General features: G+C 42.0%; 12 protein-coding genes. 1 reads left to right on the forward strand and 11 read right to left on the reverse strand.

Annotated elements, in window-relative coordinates:
• Positions 1-26 precede the first annotated feature (26 nt).
• The 11 genes from Q0064_RS14645 to Q0064_RS14695 all read right to left on the reverse strand — a co-directional run bounded on the left by Q0064_RS14645 (position 27) and on the right by Q0064_RS14695 (position 17,255).
• Positions 27-377: a cytochrome C oxidase subunit IV family protein gene (locus tag Q0064_RS14645; RefSeq protein WP_094486715.1), complete on the reverse strand. Its 351-nt coding sequence runs from the start codon at positions 375-377 to the stop codon at positions 27-29.
• A gap of 12 nt (positions 378-389) precedes the next feature.
• Complete coding sequence (locus Q0064_RS14650; RefSeq protein ID WP_298148987.1) at positions 390-1,421, reverse strand: cytochrome c oxidase subunit 3; 1,032 nt, start codon at positions 1,419-1,421, stop codon at positions 390-392.
• Between the two features lie 43 nt (positions 1,422-1,464).
• Positions 1,465-2,043, reverse strand: coding sequence for a cytochrome c oxidase subunit 3 (locus Q0064_RS14655; protein WP_298148989.1), 579 nt, complete (start codon positions 2,041-2,043; stop codon positions 1,465-1,467).
• Positions 2,043-2,966 (reverse strand): heme o synthase, encoded by a 924-nt coding sequence (cyoE, locus tag Q0064_RS14660; protein WP_298148991.1) that lies wholly within the window; start codon positions 2,964-2,966, stop codon positions 2,043-2,045. Before cyoE ends, Q0064_RS14655 begins: the two co-directional genes overlap by 1 nt.
• A gap of 258 nt (positions 2,967-3,224) precedes the next feature.
• Positions 3,225-5,324 carry a gliding motility protein RemB gene (locus Q0064_RS14665; RefSeq protein ID WP_298148992.1) on the reverse strand — a complete coding sequence of 700 codons (2,100 nt, stop codon included), beginning with the start codon at positions 5,322-5,324 and terminating at the stop codon, positions 3,225-3,227.
• Positions 5,324-6,073, reverse strand: a complete 750-nt coding sequence (gene deoC, locus Q0064_RS14670; RefSeq protein WP_298148994.1) for a deoxyribose-phosphate aldolase — start codon at positions 6,071-6,073, stop codon at positions 5,324-5,326. The genes Q0064_RS14665 and deoC overlap by 1 nt, the downstream gene beginning before the upstream one ends.
• Before the next feature lie 67 nt (positions 6,074-6,140).
• The gene (locus Q0064_RS14675) at positions 6,141-6,533 is read right to left on the reverse strand and encodes a VanZ family protein (RefSeq protein ID WP_298148996.1); all 393 of its coding nucleotides are present in this window, start codon (positions 6,531-6,533) and stop codon (positions 6,141-6,143) included.
• A complete protein-coding gene (gcvH, locus tag Q0064_RS14680) occupies positions 6,523-6,903 on the reverse strand; it encodes a glycine cleavage system protein GcvH (protein WP_298148997.1) in 381 nt (126 codons plus the stop codon). The genes Q0064_RS14675 and gcvH overlap by 11 nt, the downstream gene beginning before the upstream one ends.
• A 48-nt stretch (positions 6,904-6,951) precedes the next feature.
• Entirely contained in the window at positions 6,952-14,169 is a 7,218-nt protein-coding gene (gene sprA / locus Q0064_RS14685; protein ID WP_298149005.1) for a cell surface protein SprA, read from the reverse strand.
• Between the two features lie 60 nt (positions 14,170-14,229).
• Positions 14,230-14,814 carry a Holliday junction branch migration protein RuvA gene (gene ruvA / locus Q0064_RS14690; RefSeq protein WP_298148999.1) on the reverse strand — a complete coding sequence of 195 codons (585 nt, stop codon included), beginning with the start codon at positions 14,812-14,814 and terminating at the stop codon, positions 14,230-14,232.
• Positions 14,815-14,972: 158 nt separating this feature from the next.
• Positions 14,973-17,255 (reverse strand): NADP-dependent malic enzyme, encoded by a 2,283-nt coding sequence (locus Q0064_RS14695; RefSeq protein WP_298149001.1) that lies wholly within the window; start codon positions 17,253-17,255, stop codon positions 14,973-14,975.
• A gap of 356 nt (positions 17,256-17,611) precedes the next feature.
• Between Q0064_RS14695 and Q0064_RS14700 the strand changes: the two genes are divergently transcribed.
• Positions 17,612-18,064, forward strand: coding sequence for a 6-carboxytetrahydropterin synthase (locus tag Q0064_RS14700; RefSeq protein WP_298149003.1), 453 nt, complete (start codon positions 17,612-17,614; stop codon positions 18,062-18,064).
• Positions 18,065-18,221 lie beyond the last annotated feature (157 nt).

The following is an 18,221-nucleotide window of genomic DNA, read 5'->3' on the forward strand; positions in this document are numbered from 1 at the left end:
ACCTTTTCACATGATATAATATGTTGTTAAAAATTCCATTTAATGGTCGAATCTCTGAAGATTTCAAAGATATAATTCGCTTCCACCAAAAGGATGAATAACAAATAGAGAACAAGGAAAATTACGGGTGCAACAACCGACCAGCGCAAGCTAGCTTTTTCACCTTCGATGTGCATAAACGCCCAAACGATGTAGTACGCTTTTACGATTGTTAAGATATAGAAAACCCAGTTTAGCAAATTCATGCCTAAGGCGTTGGTGTGCAATAAACTTTCTGGTTTAATGATACCCAAGATAACTTCTACGGTTGTTACCACAGATAAAAGTGCGAAAACAAACCAAATTCTTTTTGTATTTGAAACGTGCTCGTGTGCCATTTTCTAATGTTTTTAAACCAAGTAAAATACTGTAAATACGAATACCCAAACCAAATCAACGAAGTGCCAGTAAAGTCCAACTTTTTCTACCATTTCGTAAGTTCCTCTGCGCTCGTAAGTGCCCAACAATACATTAAAGAAAATAATGATATTGATAATCACACCTGAGAATACGTGGAAACCGTGGAATCCAGTGATGAAGAAGAAGAAGTCTGCAAATAGTTTGCTTCCGTATTCGTTGCGAACCAAATTAGCGCCTTCTACTACGTACTGTGCATTAGCAAGCATTTTCTCTGACTCTGCACGAGTTAAGATTTTCTTGTGTTTCGCTTTTTGTAGTCCAGGTTGTAAAGTTTTATCTGCTCTGTTTGCAGGGGTGTCATGATAGATAACTTCAGTTCGGATTAAAATATTTGGATTTGCAGCGAATCCAGCTTGAACTTCTGCTACAGAATACGTAGGAAGTTCAGCCTCTTCCAAAAACCACACTCCTTTGTTGCGTGTTAATGTTTCACGCTCTTTTGGCAACGATTGTGCCACTTCAGCCAACGATAAACGCTTTCCGGTGTTGTCGACAAACTGCAACAAACTACCGCCTTTTGTTTCTACCGCTCCGTATTCTCCCTTGATGAAGTTTTTCCACTCCCAAGCTTGAGAACCCACGAAGATTAACCCACCAATAATGGTAAGAAACATGTAGAACGTCACTTTCTTCTTATTCATTTGATGACCTGCATCAACTGCCAGTACCATAGTTACCGACGAGAAGATAAGAATAAACGTCATTAACGCTACATAGTACATCGGTGCTGTTACGCCGTGTAGAAACGGAAAGTGCGTAAACACCTCGTCTGCTAAAGGCCAAGTCTCAATAAATTTAAATCTGGAAAAACCGTAAGCTGCAAGGAATCCAGAAAAAGTTAACGCATCCGAAACGATGAAAAACCACATCATCAATTTCCCGTAACTTGCAGACATTGGCTCGTTACCGCCGCCCCAAGTTTTCTGACCCACACTACCTGGTGTAGTTACTGTCGCATCCATATAAGAGTGTTAGTTAAAAAGTTCCCAAATGTACGGTTTTTTCTTATTTGACGAAATACAAAAAGAAAAACAGATAAAGCCAAAGAAAGTCGAGAAAGTGCCAAAACATTGAACTTAACTCTATTCCCAAGTAATTGCCAGCGCTATATTTCCCACGTAGCTGATTTACAAGGGTAACCACCAACGAAAGCAAGCCTCCAGCCAAGTGCGCCAAGTGCACCATAACAAAAGCATACAGGAATTGTGAGGTTATATTACTCGTCGGACCCGTTAAAAACTGCCCGTTAGCCACCATTTCATTAAATCCTTCAAACTGCTGCGTCACAAATAAAACGCCTAAAACAAGCGTAACGACCAAAAAGACAGTAGTTTTTTGCAATTGATTCGCCGCTATGCTCTTCTTCGCAAACCAAAAAGTAAGCGAACTAACTACCATAATTATGGTACTATACACAAAATGTACCGGCAATTCTACCGGCTTCCAATCGGGCCGCGATTTACTCACTATAAATCCACTCGTTAATCCGGCAAAAACCATCACCATACTAATGATAGCAAACCACAAGAGTAGCTTTTTCGATCTGGCCGATTTTTCATCGTAAGTCAAATCTGCTTTTTCCATTATCTCAAAAATTTATCGATGACATAAACAAATTGCAATAGTGTAATATAACCCACACTTACCAGCATCAATTTCTTTGCTGTTTGCGCCGTGCGAAGTTTGTACAAATTAATAGCCGCCATAAGCATCCAGCCGCCCAGCAACAGCGTAATCACAGCTGCCGGAATACTTAGATACAACTTCGAAAGCGGAGCCACATAAGGTAAAACTGCCGGTAATAAACTCGCAACAATCAACCAAATGGTGTATAATATCGTTTGTGTGGCGGTCGACTGGTCTCGTTTTCCACTCGGCAACATAAAACAGCCCGCCTTCTCGTAATCGTCATATAAAAACCAGCCAATTGCCCAAAAGTGAGGAAATTGCCAGAAAAATTGAATTAAAAACAAGGTTCCTGCTTCAATGCCAAAATGCCCGGTCGCGGCAACCCATCCCAACATAAACGGAATAGCACCCGGAAAAGCTCCCACAAAAACCGAAAGCGGAGTAATGGTTTTTAAAGGCGTATACGCACAGGTGTACAAGAAAATTGAAATCGCACCAAACATGGCCGTTTGCTCGTTAATCGAATACAAGATCACCAGCCCAAGTAGCGTCATCAGCGTGGCCACAATAAACGCTTTGGTAACCGACATGCGGCCAGACGGGATTGGTCTGTTCTTTGTCCGTTCCATCAACGCATCCAAATCTTTTTCAATAATTTGGTTAAACGCATTACTGGCTCCAACCATGCAGTAGCCGCCAATAGCCAACAAAATTAAGGTGTAAAAGGTCTGTAAATTAACGGTTTCAATTCCTAATAAGAATCCGGCAACACTCGAAAAAACAACACTTACAGCCAAACCGGCTTTGGTAATTTCTTTAAAATCGAAGAAAAGCGCTTTAACTGTAAAAATGTTTTGTTTCTCTGCCTGTGTTTGCATGATGGCTATCTAGACCGCTACGGGTGCGCAAAGATAAGTCAGCATTTTCAATTTAACCGAATAACAATTCGAAATAGTTCGTTAATAAGGGGTTCTATTTTTTGGGCGCACCGGCAAAACAACTCCCGAAAGTACTTCCTTACGGTTTTGCCGTCCTGCTTTCGCTCATAGTCCTCGCATCGTAGCTCGTGTCCTCGCCACGTGCTGCGGGCTAATCCGCTCAATCAGTTGCGCAACAGCCGTCCGTACGATAAAAGTCTAATAATCGAAATACATATTAAATAAGTCGGCACGAATTCCTAACGAAAACCAAGTAGTTTGCAAAGATTTTACCGTAAGCGTCTCCGTTTCCGGACTAAAGTTGCGTACCATCAAATGTGCAAATGCTTTCAAATTTGTTACCGGATTTACAATATAACCAACCTGTAATTCACCGATAAACAAATCGGTTTTGTTTCCTTGTCCAACCAGTACATTGGAATCAAATGGACGGTCGGTGTTGTAATTCTTATACGGATCGCCGCCGTAGTTAAAATTGTCGGTGTCGGTTTCAAAATCCAAACCACGAATACCGAAATTGAGTTTCGCTTCGCCAAAATAACGGCCTTTTTGGTAACGCCCAATAAGCACTAATTCTTCTAAATTCGCACCCCATTGGTGCCCCAAAGCTTGATTGTTATGTCCGTAGTTTGTTAACGGATCGCTGTGTTGATACACATACGGACGCAATCGGTTGTACTCAGCTTGTAAATTCAAACCTTTAATTTTAAACGCATCGAAATACTTCACGCCTAATTGATAACCGTATTTATTGCGCCAACTTTTATTCTGTTCCTGAATATCGCCCAAAGCAAATTCGTCTAAAATAAATTGCCCGTAACCCGTAACTGCATTGTTGAATTTGTATTTGGCCGTTAAGCCCAAAACGGCATTTCCGCTGCGTGCAGACGAGGTAAACTCCACCGAACGGTAAAAAATTATCGGATTTATAAAATTCGAATCAAATCCGCGCCCGTTCGAATTCGTCCAAACAACCGATTCAAAGAATCCCAAATTGAGGCGGTTTGATACGTTCCAACTCAAATAATGGTTGGCCATGTACTTACTGGCGTAGGTGCGTTCTTGGGTAACTTCTGGCCGCACATCTTTCAGAAACAAATACGTATTGGTGTACTTTATTTTCCAAAAGCGCGTATTCACTTTGATGAACGGATAGGGTGAGGCGCCGTCGGACAGTAATAACGATCGGTAACCATCGCCTAAGAAATTTCTGCCGTAACCCAATTGCAAGTCGATAAAATCCGAGGGAGTAACGGTAATAATCGCCTCAGCCGAAGGAAAGTCGTATGAGTCGGTTTTAAAACGTTTGGCAATGCCAACGCCGGGAATAATTGCCGGATCTCCTCCGGAAGGCGCGATCGATTCTGCGTAAGCGTTGTAAAAACCTGCAAACCGACCCTGACTCTCATAGATCGATGTGGTAAAAACAATCGCTTTCCCCAAACCACCTTGAAGCTGCACGCCACGGGTATTTTGAAAAGTCGAATTGTTGTCGAAATCGTTTGTTCGGCCCATGCGTAAATCCACAAACGGATTGAGTGTAAACCAATAATCTTTACCTTGAAACTCAAAGAAATTTTCGTTCCAGAATTTGCGTCCCCACCAACCTTTGCGATCTTTTTTCATCGCTACCGTAGCCGCCTGAATGTCGAAATACTTGGAAACTTCTGCGTAAGTGTACGGCTTCGAACCCGTGTGATTGTTGGTGCCCATTTGGTTTAACGATTTGTCGAACCAACTGTAATAAAAGTGTGAGAACGGAATATTTAGTTTGCTGGTAAACTGCGGATTGTTAAAAGGTAGCGACTTAATACTGTCGAGTTCGTTCGATTTTTTTTGCAGGTCCAGTCGAAACGAACGGTCAATTCCTTCCTTTGTTTCCTCTGGGGTAACTTCATTTAACGGAATGCGAATTTTATAGGTAAATTTTTGATATGCCGGTTTTCCGTTGTTAACGCCCGGTTTTAGCGTGGGCAACATTCCTATCACTCGTTTAGCTTCTTGAATGAGTTCGGGATAAACGGCGTCGGCAAAAAGAAATTGCGCTTTTCCTTCGGTATCTACAGCAAACAATACGGTAACAGTTCCTCGGTATCCGGAGGTTTTAATGGCCTCTGGAATTTGAAAATTATCGCTTACAAAAGTTTGCAAGGTTTGATTGAAACAATTTTTTTGTTCGGCTAGCTCTAAGTTCTCACAAGATGGAAACAACGGAACGCGATCGCGATCTTGCGCAGTTACAAATTGAAAACTCAAGCAAAATATGGTAATAAAAACAATCGAGTAATACTTTCTCATCAGTAATCAGAAGTAATTTTTTCTTGGTTAACCAACTGCAAAGCAGCGGAAGTTCCTATGCGTTTAACACCCATTTTAATGTATTGCTGTGCTTGTTCAAAAGTACGAATTCCGCCGGAGGCTTTCACCGGAAGTGGAAATCCGTTTTCTAATAAAATGGCTACCGTTTCTCGAGTTGCACCAGTGCTAGCAGTCGCGACCGCTTGATAAAATCCTGTCGATGTTTTCAGAAAAATTCGGTGCAAATCGTTTTCATGATAGCGATCCACGCAGTACTGTTTGATCTTTGAAACTACTTTTATCAGCGTAGCAGGATCGATAGCTGCGGTCTCTAATATAATCTTACTCGTCTTTCCTGCTACATGCACCAAGTCGATTACTTGAAAAATATCTGAATAAAAAGCAGCCGTTTCGCCTTCGTGTAGTAAATGGTAATTGCATACCACATCAACTTCTTCCGCGCCAAGCGAAAATGCTTCGCGACAAGCATTCAATTTATCTTGCGTACTGCTATTGCCAAGTGGAAAATCGATAACAGTCGCGAAAATCGGGCGGTTCGTATCTTTAGAAAAGTACTTTATGGTGGTTGTAAGTTCGTTTGTATACACCACAACGGCTTTTACGCTCGCTTGTTTAGATTCTTCTAGAAATGTAGTAAACGCAGATCGGTAGGCAACTTCATCGGAAAAGTCGCTCGGTCTTTTAAGAAAAGTCGCATCCAAAAACGATGCGAATTGAGTTTCGTTCATGTGTACAGAAGCGTTTTCGCGTGTCGTTGCTAAAGGTACTAAATCATTTTTTGAGATCGGTCTTTGCTTAAGAGGCGGTTTGCTTTCGTTGTTTTAAGCGCCGAAGTATGTTATAACAAAGAATAAAAGCAATTGTTCCGAAGCTGTTTCCCACAACATCACGCCAGTCGCCTTGTCTGCCTACAGTGCAATAGTGTTGTAAAAACTCAATAATAACGCCGTAGCTAAACGATAATAGTGCAGCGTTTATTAAATGACTACCCTTAGATTTTTCCGGTTTCCATTCTGCGAAAGCGAAAAACCAAAGCGCAGTAAATATGAAATGAAAAGTGAAGTGCGATAGTTTGTCGAAATCGTCAATACCAACAGTTGGCAGTCCGCTAATGTCGGTTAAACAGAGATACAAAACTATGGCACTCCACAATAAAGCGGGTACACTTTTTATGATTTTAGGCGCCAATCAATGCTTTATAATCGGTGTCGCTGAGTAGTGTTTCAAAGTCGGCCGGATTCTCAACTTTAATTTTAATCATCCAACCATCGCCGTACGGATCGGTATTAACGAGTTCTGGATCCGATTCCAGTTTGTCATTAAATGCAATAATTTCTCCAGAAATAGGAAGGAACAAATCCGAAACTGTTTTTACAGCTTCCACAGTTCCGAAAACTTCGTCTTTAGCCAAAGTTTGGTCGAGGGTTTCAACTTCTACGTAAACAATATCACCGAGTTCTTTTTGAGCAAAGTCGGTAATTCCTACAGTAACGATGTCGCCATCAATACTTGCCCATTCGTGATCTTTCGTGTAACGTAAATTAGAAGGTATGTTCATGAGGTGTTGTTTTAATTTCTACAAAAGTATCAAATCTGCGGATGTTTTCTAATTTCCGAAGTTATATCTGAGTGTAAATCCGGAACGAATGTTTGTAATAGGGAACGCAGTAGAGATAACTGCTTTCGAAAACGAGTGATCGTAGAAGAAAATCGCAGTGAAATTTTTGCTAAACGAATAGTCGGCGGTTAATTTTAGGTTCCAAAGATTTTGCCCGCCACCGAGTTGGTTGTTGTCGTAATCGAGATAGCGAACGATTGTTTTGTTATTTCTCAAGGTGAAATCGGCACGTAAATTTATATCGGATTTGATTACACCTGTCGGGTTGTTCGCCAAAGCCGAGTTAAAAATCACGTCTTTGATACGATAACCAAGTCCGATGATGTATTCCAAACCTTGTACTTCGGTTAGCAAATTGTTGTCGAAACTTAACGAAAGCGCTCGATCTTTCTTCATTTCAGCTGTAATTTTCATGGAATTTTGCATTTCCATATCAATTTTTATCAGCGGATTGAACTGCTCTACGAGGTTAATGTTTGAAATAATTGTCTTTGAGAAGAAATTTCCTCCAGCATCTAAACCGTTCGGGTTGTTATCGTATTCGAAGTTAGAACGGAAGGCGTTAATGGTGTACGAAGCGCGGTAACCATGCTGCAAGCTAAATCGTTTAAAGCGATCTTTAAAGAATTGGTAACGCATTAAACCGCTGTATTTGATGTTCCAGTTAGGAATAGGGAAATCTCTAAACGGACTTAACGACACGTCTCTAGCGTCTTGTCCGACATAAGCAGCCATGAAAGCCGGTAAGAGTACTTGTTGGCTATTTTTTCCGTATCCGTTTGGATAACCTTCTGCATCCACATCCGTTGGGTCGAGTCCGCGTTGTGCTGCTAAACGTTGTGCGATTACTAAACGGTTTTCTCTAAATTCATCGAATGCTGCCGAGCTTGTTTCGTCGCTTTTCGAAAAAGCTGTGCGAATAAGGTTTGTAGAAATCGAGAAATTTCCGAAATCATAAGGAGCGCGCGGGTTGTAATTGCCGTCGGTGACGTCGAATTGTTCACTTTCGTTATTCACGTAGGTGCGGTTTGCTACTAAATCAATTTTAAAGTCTGGGAATAAATCGATGTTAGCGGTAGCATCTATTGTTTTTGACAGTACTTGCGAGTAATTTCCGTTAAAATCTGGGTAATTGGTTAACCATCCGTTTTTAGCCGCTTCGTAGCGAACATCGGCTTGACTTCCAAATACGAAACCTAAGCTTGGTTTGCTACTTCCGAAAAATCCTAAACCAGGCAAGTAGCCGGGTAATATCGTACCTGCTGTTTCGGTGTAGTTTACTTGCACATTTTTAACGCTTGTAAGTACCCCTATTAGTCCGGTCATGAAAACTCCACGCTCATTTTGAACGGTTGTTTTTTGTGCCACAACTTTCTCTCCGGGTTTTGGCGCTGCTGCAGGTTTAGTGGGCTGCTTGGCTTTTTTACCAGTAAGACCAATGTAACGGTAAAACAAGTCCATGTTTAGTGTCGTATTTAAACGATGCGCACTATTGTTCTGAATGGTGTTCCCTAAATTGTATGTAATGCCGTTTACGTCGGTGAAAGCTTGCAGCGCTTCAGATGCACGTTGCCATTGGTAATCTCCGGTATAGGTGTACGACGATTTCAAAAAGCTTAGGAATGGCAATTTGCTTAGCGGCAATTCGTAATTCACGGTCAACTGACGGTTGTGTGTATTGGCTTCACCCACGTTCAAGAAATCTTGCCAGATGGAGAAGTTTTCAATAGGTGTACCGTCGGCTTGAAGGAAGTTCTGAACCAAATTACTGTTCGAAGCCTGATAGTTAACTTTAAGATTTTTAGTGATGTTGTAGTTGAAGCCGTACTGGTAATTGAACAAGAAATTTCTTCGGAAAAGCGGATCTAAGCCAATTCCTTGCACATCTACTTGTCTAAACTGCTGTCGGTTGTATTGTCGAAGAACTGTTGAACTGAAGTTAATGTTTGTCGGCAAGTAGTTGAAGTTAAAGTCGCTCAATAACTTCCAATAACTGCTTTTCGACATGAATTTAGTTTTCTTGAAGGGTTCAACGGGTTTAGATTGGAAACTATACGCATAATCTGCGGTAGTTCGAACTTGTTGATCAAGGAAATCTTCAATCTCGTAATCGTGTCGTTTCGTTTCGTTAAATGAATAACCAAGCGTCAGGTTTTCAACATCGTAAATACGTTGTTTTTGTTCGGGTGCACGTTCTTTCTTAACTCCAATAAAGTTAATGCTCTTAGTTTTCGTGTACTCGATGGCACGTTGACGAATATTTTCGCGTTCTGCTTGATCGGCTGTTGCATCGATCAACTGGTCTAGTTTAATATCCTGATTAAACGGATCGTATTCTGGTGTAATTATTTCTTCACCAACGCCGTAGTTAAACGGAATGTTTACGCCCCAGTTTTTCGGAAGTAGTTTTCCTACATTGATATTGGTAACAATGTTGTATTGTTTAATGTCTTCTCGACTGCGTTCATTCGGGCCGTCTTCAAGCGAGCCAAACCCTATGGTCGACATACGTCCGGTTGCAGATATGGTAGCAAAATCGGCTAGATTTCCATCCAAACTGGCAACAGCAGCCATACCTCCTTGATTATCCATTTCGGCTAAACGCAATTCGTTAAACCAAACTTCACCAACAATTTCGTTACCGGCCACAGCAACTACTTCGGGGTTGTTTTTTACTCCAACCATCAAGGTACGTACCAAACCGAAATTAGGATTTCCTTTTACACTGATACGTAATTCATTAATTTTCCCTGCCAGAGAAGGGTCTAGCTCCGATTCTGTTCGCGTATATACGCCATCCACTGCACCACTCGGATCTTGTAACGCTAAAACTTTAAGTTTTGTCAATAAACTTAAATTTAAGTCCACTTCGTTTTCTTCCGGCCAAACTAATTCGGCAGCTAAGTTTCCGCTCGGATTTTCTGGTACCGAAACTTTTAGTGGCAATTCAACTTGATAGTAGTTTTGCGTAAAGTCGTTACCAAATCGAATAAAACCAATCATTTTTCGATCAGGAAGTGCCTTATAATCGGGCGATTCGATTGGCAAAGCTTCAGCATGCAAGAACATTTTCAGTTTTTTGAACTGTCGCATATCTACGCTAACGTTCTTGAATACTGCCCGAGAATCGTTTTCTTCCAATCCATTGCCATAAACACGCAACGCTAACGATTGCTCATTCTGACGCACTACAGTGTTGTTGTTAAACAGCTGTTCTCTGCTTACACCTGGAGGAGTTACGTAGTTGATTGGTTTTTTATCTCCATTTTCCTGAACGTTAACGGCTTGAACATCGAAATTTGTTTGGTCGTTGTCGGGGTTATCATCTAAAGGATCTAAAGTTGCGGTGTAGCGTCGCCATTCACCTCGTACAAGGTCCAGAGTTGCTAATCGTATAGTTACATCTTCGGTAAATCCTGTGAGGAACATTCGCATAAAACGAATGGCTCTGAAGTCTTCTATCGGTCCAACTTTAATGGTATTCGCACCTTGATCAATAGGAATTTTGAATTGAATCCATCGTACGGGAATTGTACCCGATTGTGTTCCTTGTGGGATGCGTCCTACAGTAATTCGTTCATCGGTTATATATCCTTCTCCGACAGGCATATTAGGACGAATATCGACTGCATATTGAAAATATGCATCGATGGTGTTCATAGTATTGTCGCGGTTTATGTCCTCAACATCAGGAATCGTCGTATTTCCTCGGTTGGTGTCCGACACAGATACAGGCGAGTTACCGTCTATTCCATTATAATTTTTATAGCGTTCAAGAACGTCTCCGTCGGCACTTAAGTAGAATTGGTAATTATCGGCAGCTGCGTCGCCGGTGTTTGCAAAACTGGGATAACGCACGTTTTCGTCTTTGTCTTCAAGTCCGTCATATCCTACATCTTGAACAGCGCGGTTCGCTTCATTGGTATCGAATGCGTAAATTAAAGATTGTGAAGCTGGTAAGCGTCCCCACGCCGACGGAATGGTGTTTTGAGTACTGCCGCTCTCTGGCAGTCCATTTTCGTACTGTTTTCTGCCATCGCGAAGAACGTCTTCAGAAATTTCACCTAAATTGAAAAACAACTTTCCAGTATTAAGTGGATTTTCACTGTCGAAATCGGGTGGTGCTCCGCTGCCGCGATAGTAAGGGTCCATCATCCAAAACTGAATGTACTCGACATTGCTTTGTTCAAAATTGGTTGAAGTAATGGCGCGGGTGATACCCCCGAAATTTTGCTCCGGATTAGGAAGTGTATTAGAGCCGTTTGCAGCTGGATTGTAGTTGTAGGGTCCGCGTTCAGTTGGATAATATGTTAAATCCAACGTATTAATTACCGTTTGCTGACCATCAGCTACATCAACTTCTGGAAAAACTTCGTCGATATAAACGCGGCGTGTTTTATTAAGAGATAAATCGGCATCTGTTAAGCCTCCGGGACGTTGGCTTGTGAAAAATATCGGGTCGATAGTATACCAAGAAAGCTTAGCGCGCTTATAACCATACTCTAAATTGTCACTTAATTCTCCGTTGAAATCGAACGGATTATTTGGATCCGTACTGTTTTGTGGAACGCTGGAAAGTGACCATGCGAGCGGTCCCTTCATGTCGATTGTGGTTTGCGAGCCTTCGAAATCGTCGACATATAAAGTTGCCTGTCCTTCAAATTGATCGGCTTTTGGCGTATCTGGTTTTAAATATGCAAATTCTCCACGGAACGATATATTCGAAGGCGCATCGGTATCCATGTTTGGCAATTTGTTTACCAAGCGCGTTAAGAAAGGTACTTCAGTGGCATAGTTTACGTTTGCTCCGTAGATGGAATTGTTAACCGATTCTTGTCCGTAATTGGATTTTTGTGTGAACGGACGTTCGGTCATTTTTAAGAAAGTAGCTCCAACAAGGAATTTATCGCTGAATTTGTGTTCAACGTTAATTCCCATAAATCGGCGCGTTTGCTGCCCAAATACGGAATTGTTTTCAACGGAGATTTGTATCGGCGTGTTCGCTGCCGCTAAAGACGGATCTAAAATCTGAACTCGCCCTAATTGATAATTCACCGAATAATCTATCCCTTCTTGCAAGACACGACCACCTGCTGTTACGACAACAGAGCCTCTCGGTACGTTGTAGGCGCCAATGGCAATACCGTCGCCAGCAGTCGATTTATATCGGCCACGTAGTTCGTACTTGTTTTTGTCACTATCCTGTAGCGCTCTTGCTTGAGTGCTTCGATACATGGTTCTGAAAACGTACTTTGCCTGATTGCTGTTATAGGTAGCAGGATCGTTATAATTTTCAGCTCCTGTGGCACTAGAAAGTTTATTGAATAAAAATTCTCCAAAAGGCTCTACCGTTGTAAAAATGATTCGTCCATTTTGTGTATCAACAGTCAATCCTGGTATAAAGTCGAAAAATCCGTCACCTCCAACCTGTGGGTCATTCGTTACGTTCAGTCGATCAACATTAAATACTTTAAGTAAAGGAGTGCGTTCTACATCTTCGGGTAGCGGTAAGGTTCCTGCGGCTGTGATATAGTTTAATGGTGAAGGATCCGAATACAAGATGTTGAAGCGGAAATCTTCTTGCTCTAATTGACCTCCTGGCGCAATTTGATAGATGTTTTTCATCATCAAATTCCATACAGGAGCGGTTAATCGTTGCCCATTTTGCAACTCGTTTTCCACATTAGTGAGGTTGCTTTTCAGCATCTTTAAAACCAAACTTTGAGTAGAAACTACTTGTGTTTCTGGATTCTGCCCGTCGACAACCGTTGATTCTACACCGCCGTTTGCGAATTCTCCAACCTGAAAAACTTCTCCACCGCTGGTAAATTCATACGCTACAGCTAAGACTTCGTCGTTGTTCAATCGCTGTTGTAAGGAAATATAACCCAACTGCGGATGAAAGGTGTATTCGTTTGAAGTCAATTTTCGTGCATTTTCCAGCTTTGCATAATCCTGACCTTCAGCAACTACAACGCCTGGAATGTTAAAAGCTTGATTCGGACTTGTGGTGCTTATTTCCCGAATGGCATCTGTAAGATAACCGCCAGATCCGATTAAAGCCGGATCGAAACGGTTGTTGTTGTTGTCTGGTGGGGTGTTTGGTGCAGCGGTGAAAAATCCAGCGGGAAGCGGATCGAGATAAACGACTTCATTATCTTGCAGACCGCTTAATTGCGCTTCACCTAAATCTTGAAGCGCAACGATGTTTCGCAAGTTGTTCTCGGTTGAACTTACTCGGTTTTGTCGATTGGTCACCCAAACTTCGATACGCGTAATTTGAATACGTGTATCTAAAACCGGATAATTTCGCATCGCAGCATCATAGCGATTTCTAAAATACTGAGACAAGAAGAAGTGTCGATCGTTATCGTAATCTAAAGCAAACAAATCGAAGTCTTGCAAGGTTCCTCCGCCTTGAGCGGTGACTTGCCTCGTTTGCGATTTTTGTTCAGAGAAAACTCCCGTAACTGTCGTTCTACCAAATTGCAATTGTGCTTTAACACCAAATAAGCTTTGAGCTCCTTTGATCAGCGAAGTATTTAGCGGCAGGTTTACGTTACCTACTTCGATTTTCTGTAAAATATCGTCTTCGGTTGGTGTGTACTCGAGCTTGATTAAGTTCTGAAACGCGAAAGTGGATTGCGTATCGTAATTTGCATTCACGTTAAGACGGGTACCTACTTTACCATTAAGGGCCATGCTTATGCGTTGCTGAAAATCAAAAGCAGTCGCTTGCCTATTTCTAGGTGAGAAAGCGGGATTATCTTGTCGTGTAAAACGCACACCTATATCCATTTCTACCGAACCCGTAGGCTTTACGTCGATGGTATTACTTCCAAAAATTGTTTCAAAAAAACTTGAATTGACGTAGTAAGTTGGCAGCAAATTTTTCTTTTCATCTTCGCTACCCGGACGATCTTCTAATGCTTTTCCTTTCTCTTGAAAGTACTTTTTCATAGACTCTTTCAAAACGCGATCTTCGTATTCTTTGGGAGTTAACACCAAAGGCAACGTAACATCAAAACCGCTTACAGTATTTGTGTACACATACCGATCAGTTTTTGGATCGTAAGTATACAATTCTACTACACTCGGTGGTCGTCCTAAATCTATTTTACCGGAATTGTATCCTACAGTGTCGCGCACTTGCTGATCTTCCTCCTCGTCAACCTGCGCTAGAGTAGTTTGAGTAGAGAAAAATATTGCCAGTAAAAGCAATAGTTTATATAGGTATTCTGATTTTTTCAGAAATTTCTTTTCCAACTAAGATAATATTTTTAAAGCCTGTTTGATATAAGTCTCCACATTTGCCTCGGGCTGTTCAAAAACAATCTTTTCGAGTGCCTTTTCTGCCAACTTTTTGTTAAAGCCCAAAACTTCCAAAGCTGATAACGCTTCATCTCGTTTTGTATTGTTTTGCGAAACGGAAACTTCGTCGATATCGTATAATTTTAACACCTTATCGCGCAAATCAATGATTACACGTTGAGCTGTTTTCACCCCAATTCCTTTTATGCGCTGAATCGTAGCCACATCGCCCGAGCCTATAGCTTCGATAATTCGTTTCGGCTCGATCGACGAAAGCATCGTTCGTGCAATTCCGGCACCAATTCCGTTGACCGATATCAACATTTTGAAAATCTCGCGTTCCGATTTTTCGAAAAAACCAAACAAAGTATGCGCATCTTCCTTTATCTGAAGATGTGTATAAAGCTTAATGTACTCGGAATCTTGAATCAAGGAATAGGTGTGAAGCGATATATTAACCTGATAACCAACACCATTACAGTCGATAACCACTTCGGTTGGCAGCTTTTCAATCAGTTTCCCTTGTATTTGAGCAATCATGGTGTCAGAGTCAGCGCCCAAATGTAGCAAAAATCTTAAAAAAGGCTTAAAATCGAAGGTCGAATTGCGTATTTAACCGACACACAATGCCATTTTATACAAGCAACAGCAAATAAGGAACTTTTCAGACTTGTTATCTGAGCGAAGAAATCCAGAAATTAGCGCTTTTTGCGTTTTTCTTTTTCCTGCGCATCCACTACAGCAACAGCAGCCATATTTACCATTTCCTCAACGCTGGCACCCAACTGAAAAATGTGTACCGGCTTGTCCATCCCTAAAATTATTGGACCCACCGAATCAACATCGTACAACTCTTTTAATAGCTTGTAAGTGATGTTAGCCGACTCCAAATTCGGGAAAATCAAGGTATTTACTTTCTTTCCAGCGAGCTTTGAAAACGGAAACTTCTTTTCTAACATTTCCGAATTCAAAGCAAAGTCTGTTTGAATTTCGCCATCAATAAGCAAATCCGGATAGTAATTATGCAGATACGCCACGGCCTCGCGAACTTTAGCAGCGCTTCCGTGAGCCGAAGAACCAAAATTCGAAAACGAAATCATCGCTATAACCGGCTCCATACCAAACATGCGAACAGTACGAGCCGTCATCAAAGCAATTTTCGCCAAATCGTCGGCACTTGGGTTCGGATTAATTGCCGTATCCGACAAAAACATCGGCCCGCGATTAGTCATCATCATATTCGCAGTAGCAATTAACGAAATACCAGGCGCCTTGTCAATCAGTTGCATCATCGGCTTGATAACCGACGGATAGCTGCGCGAATAACCAGTTACTAAAGCATCGGCATCGCCTTCATTCACCATCATCGCCGCAAAGTAATTGCGCTCCCGCATCCATTTTTGCGCATCGAGTAATTGTATGCCTCTACGTTGGCGCGACTTCCAATAAATATCTGCATAACGTAAACGGCGCACATCTTCTTCCTTTGTTTTCGGATCGTAAATCGGCACATCGGCATCAAATCCAATTTCCGATTTCAATTCCAAAATAACTTCTTTGTTACCAAGCAATATGGGATGTCCGATCTTCTCTTCGTAAACAATCTGTGCCGCTTTCAAAACGTCCAAATGATCGGCTTCCGCAAAAACAATACGTTTCGGATCCATTTTTGCGCGGTTCATCAACAAACGAACCATCTTATTGTCGCTACCCAAACGCTCTAAAAGCTCGTCTTCGTAGCGTTGCCAATCGGTAATCGGATGTGTTGCCACGCCCGATTCCATCGCCGCACGCGCTACTGCCGGAGCTACTTTTGCAATCAATCGCGGATCAAACGGCTTCGGAATGATGTAATCTCTTCCGAAATTTAGCTTCGTTTCGCCATAAGCAATGTTCACCTGTTCCGGAACGGGTTCTTTCGCTAAGGCTGCTAACGCACGTACTGCCGCCATTTTCATAGCCTCGTTTATCTTAGTCGCTCGAACGTCTAAAGCGCCACGAAATATGTATGGAAATCCTAAAACATTATTCACTTGATTCGGATTGTCGCTTCGCCCCGTTGCCATAATAATGTCTTCACGGGTTGCAATCGCCAAATCATAGTCGATTTCAGGAACCGGATTCGCCATCGCAAATACAATCGGATCCGCAGCCATGCTCAATAACATTTCTGGCGTAAGCAAATTCCCGGCTGATAAACCCAAGAATACGTCGGCATCAACCATCGCGTCTTTCAAAGTAGTTCCTGGAGTCGCCGAAGCGTATCTTTTTTGCAAATCCGATAAATCAGTACGTGCCGAACTTAAAACGCCGTCTTTGTCGAACATAATGATGTTTTCAGGATTCACGCCCAACAACACATATAAATTTGCACATGCCAAGGCAGCAGAACCAGCACCGGAAACCACCAATTTGATTTCCGAAATGTTTTTATCTGCAAATTCCAAAGCATTCAAAAGTGCTGCCGACGAGATGATGGCCGTTCCGTGCTGGTCGTCGTGCATCACCGGAATGTTGAGTTCTTCCACCAAGCGGCGTTCAATTTCAAACGACTCCGGTGCTTTGATGTCCTCCAAATTAATACCGCCAAATGTGGGTGCTATGTTTTTAACGGTATTGATAAACTCGTCGATATTTTTTGTGTCGATTTCAATATCAAATACGTCGATGTCCGCAAAAATTTTAAATAACAAGGCTTTGCCTTCCATAACGGGTTTAGAGGCTTGCGGACCGATATCGCCCAATCCCAAAACCGCAGTACCGTTTGTAATTACGGCAACTAAATTGCCTTTCGCAGTGTATTTATATACATTGTCTATATCTTTTGCAATCTCCAAACACGGCTCCGCAACGCCCGGCGAATAGGCTAAAGAAAGATCGCGTTGTGTAGCGTATTTTTTGGTGGGTACCACTGCAATTTTGCCCGGTTTTGGTTTTGCATGATATAATAGAGCGGCTCGACGTTTGCTGTAATCAGACATAAGAAAACGATATAGTTCAGCGCAAAGGTAAGGGCTCAAACGAAACATCAAAGTTAAAAGGATTGATTTTTAAAAAATGTTCGTATTTCCTTTCTTTTTATTTGGGCGCCCCGCTCCCCAGCCTTTCCCAAGCAGCGGCCCGGCTATTCGTTACAAGTCCTCAACACCCGTTTTGCTCCGCTACAATAGGTGTTTCCGGGCTTTCCACTGCTATCCGTGGCGCGGGCATCCGTTTCCACCAAAGTGCGCAAAAATAAAATGTCTTGTTCTCCAAAACAGCATCGCAAAACCTTTGTGAGTTCACGTGAAATTGTCGACTGTAGATTAACTACTTTTGCAAAATCAGATTTCCATTCATGTCAAAAATTAGAATTACCAAACAATTTAACTTCGAAACCGGTCATGCGCTATATGGTTACGACGGAAAATGCAAGAACGTGCACGGGCACAGCTACAAACTTTCGGTAACCGTGATCGGAGTTCCCATTGCCGATCCAAATAACGTGAAGTTTGGCATGGTCATCGATTTTTCGGATTTAAAACGCATCGTAAAAGAAGAAATCGTCGATCAGTTCGATCATGCAACCGTTTTCAATAAAAATACACCACACGTTGAACTTGCGGCGGAATTAATTCAACGGCAACACCACGTTTTGTTGGTCGATTATCAACCCACGAGTGAAAATATGGTGATCGATTTTGCGGCTCGTATTAAAGCGCGATTGCCCCAAAACATTGAACTGCATTCGTTAAAATTGCAAGAAACCGGCACTTCTTTCGCCGAATGGCACGCTGCCGATCAAGCATAAAAAAACCGACTAATCGTCGGTTTTTTTATTCGGTCAAATTCCCCTTACTTCTTCACGATCAGGAATTCGCTACGTCTGTTTATGGCGTATTGTTCTTCGGTGCAGTTTTCTTTGCAATCGATTTTGGGTTCGCTTTCTCCGAATCCTTTTCCGGCGA

Source organism: Flavobacterium sp. (assembly GCF_027490375.1).
Classification (GTDB): Bacteria; Bacteroidota; Bacteroidia; order Flavobacteriales; family Flavobacteriaceae; genus Flavobacterium.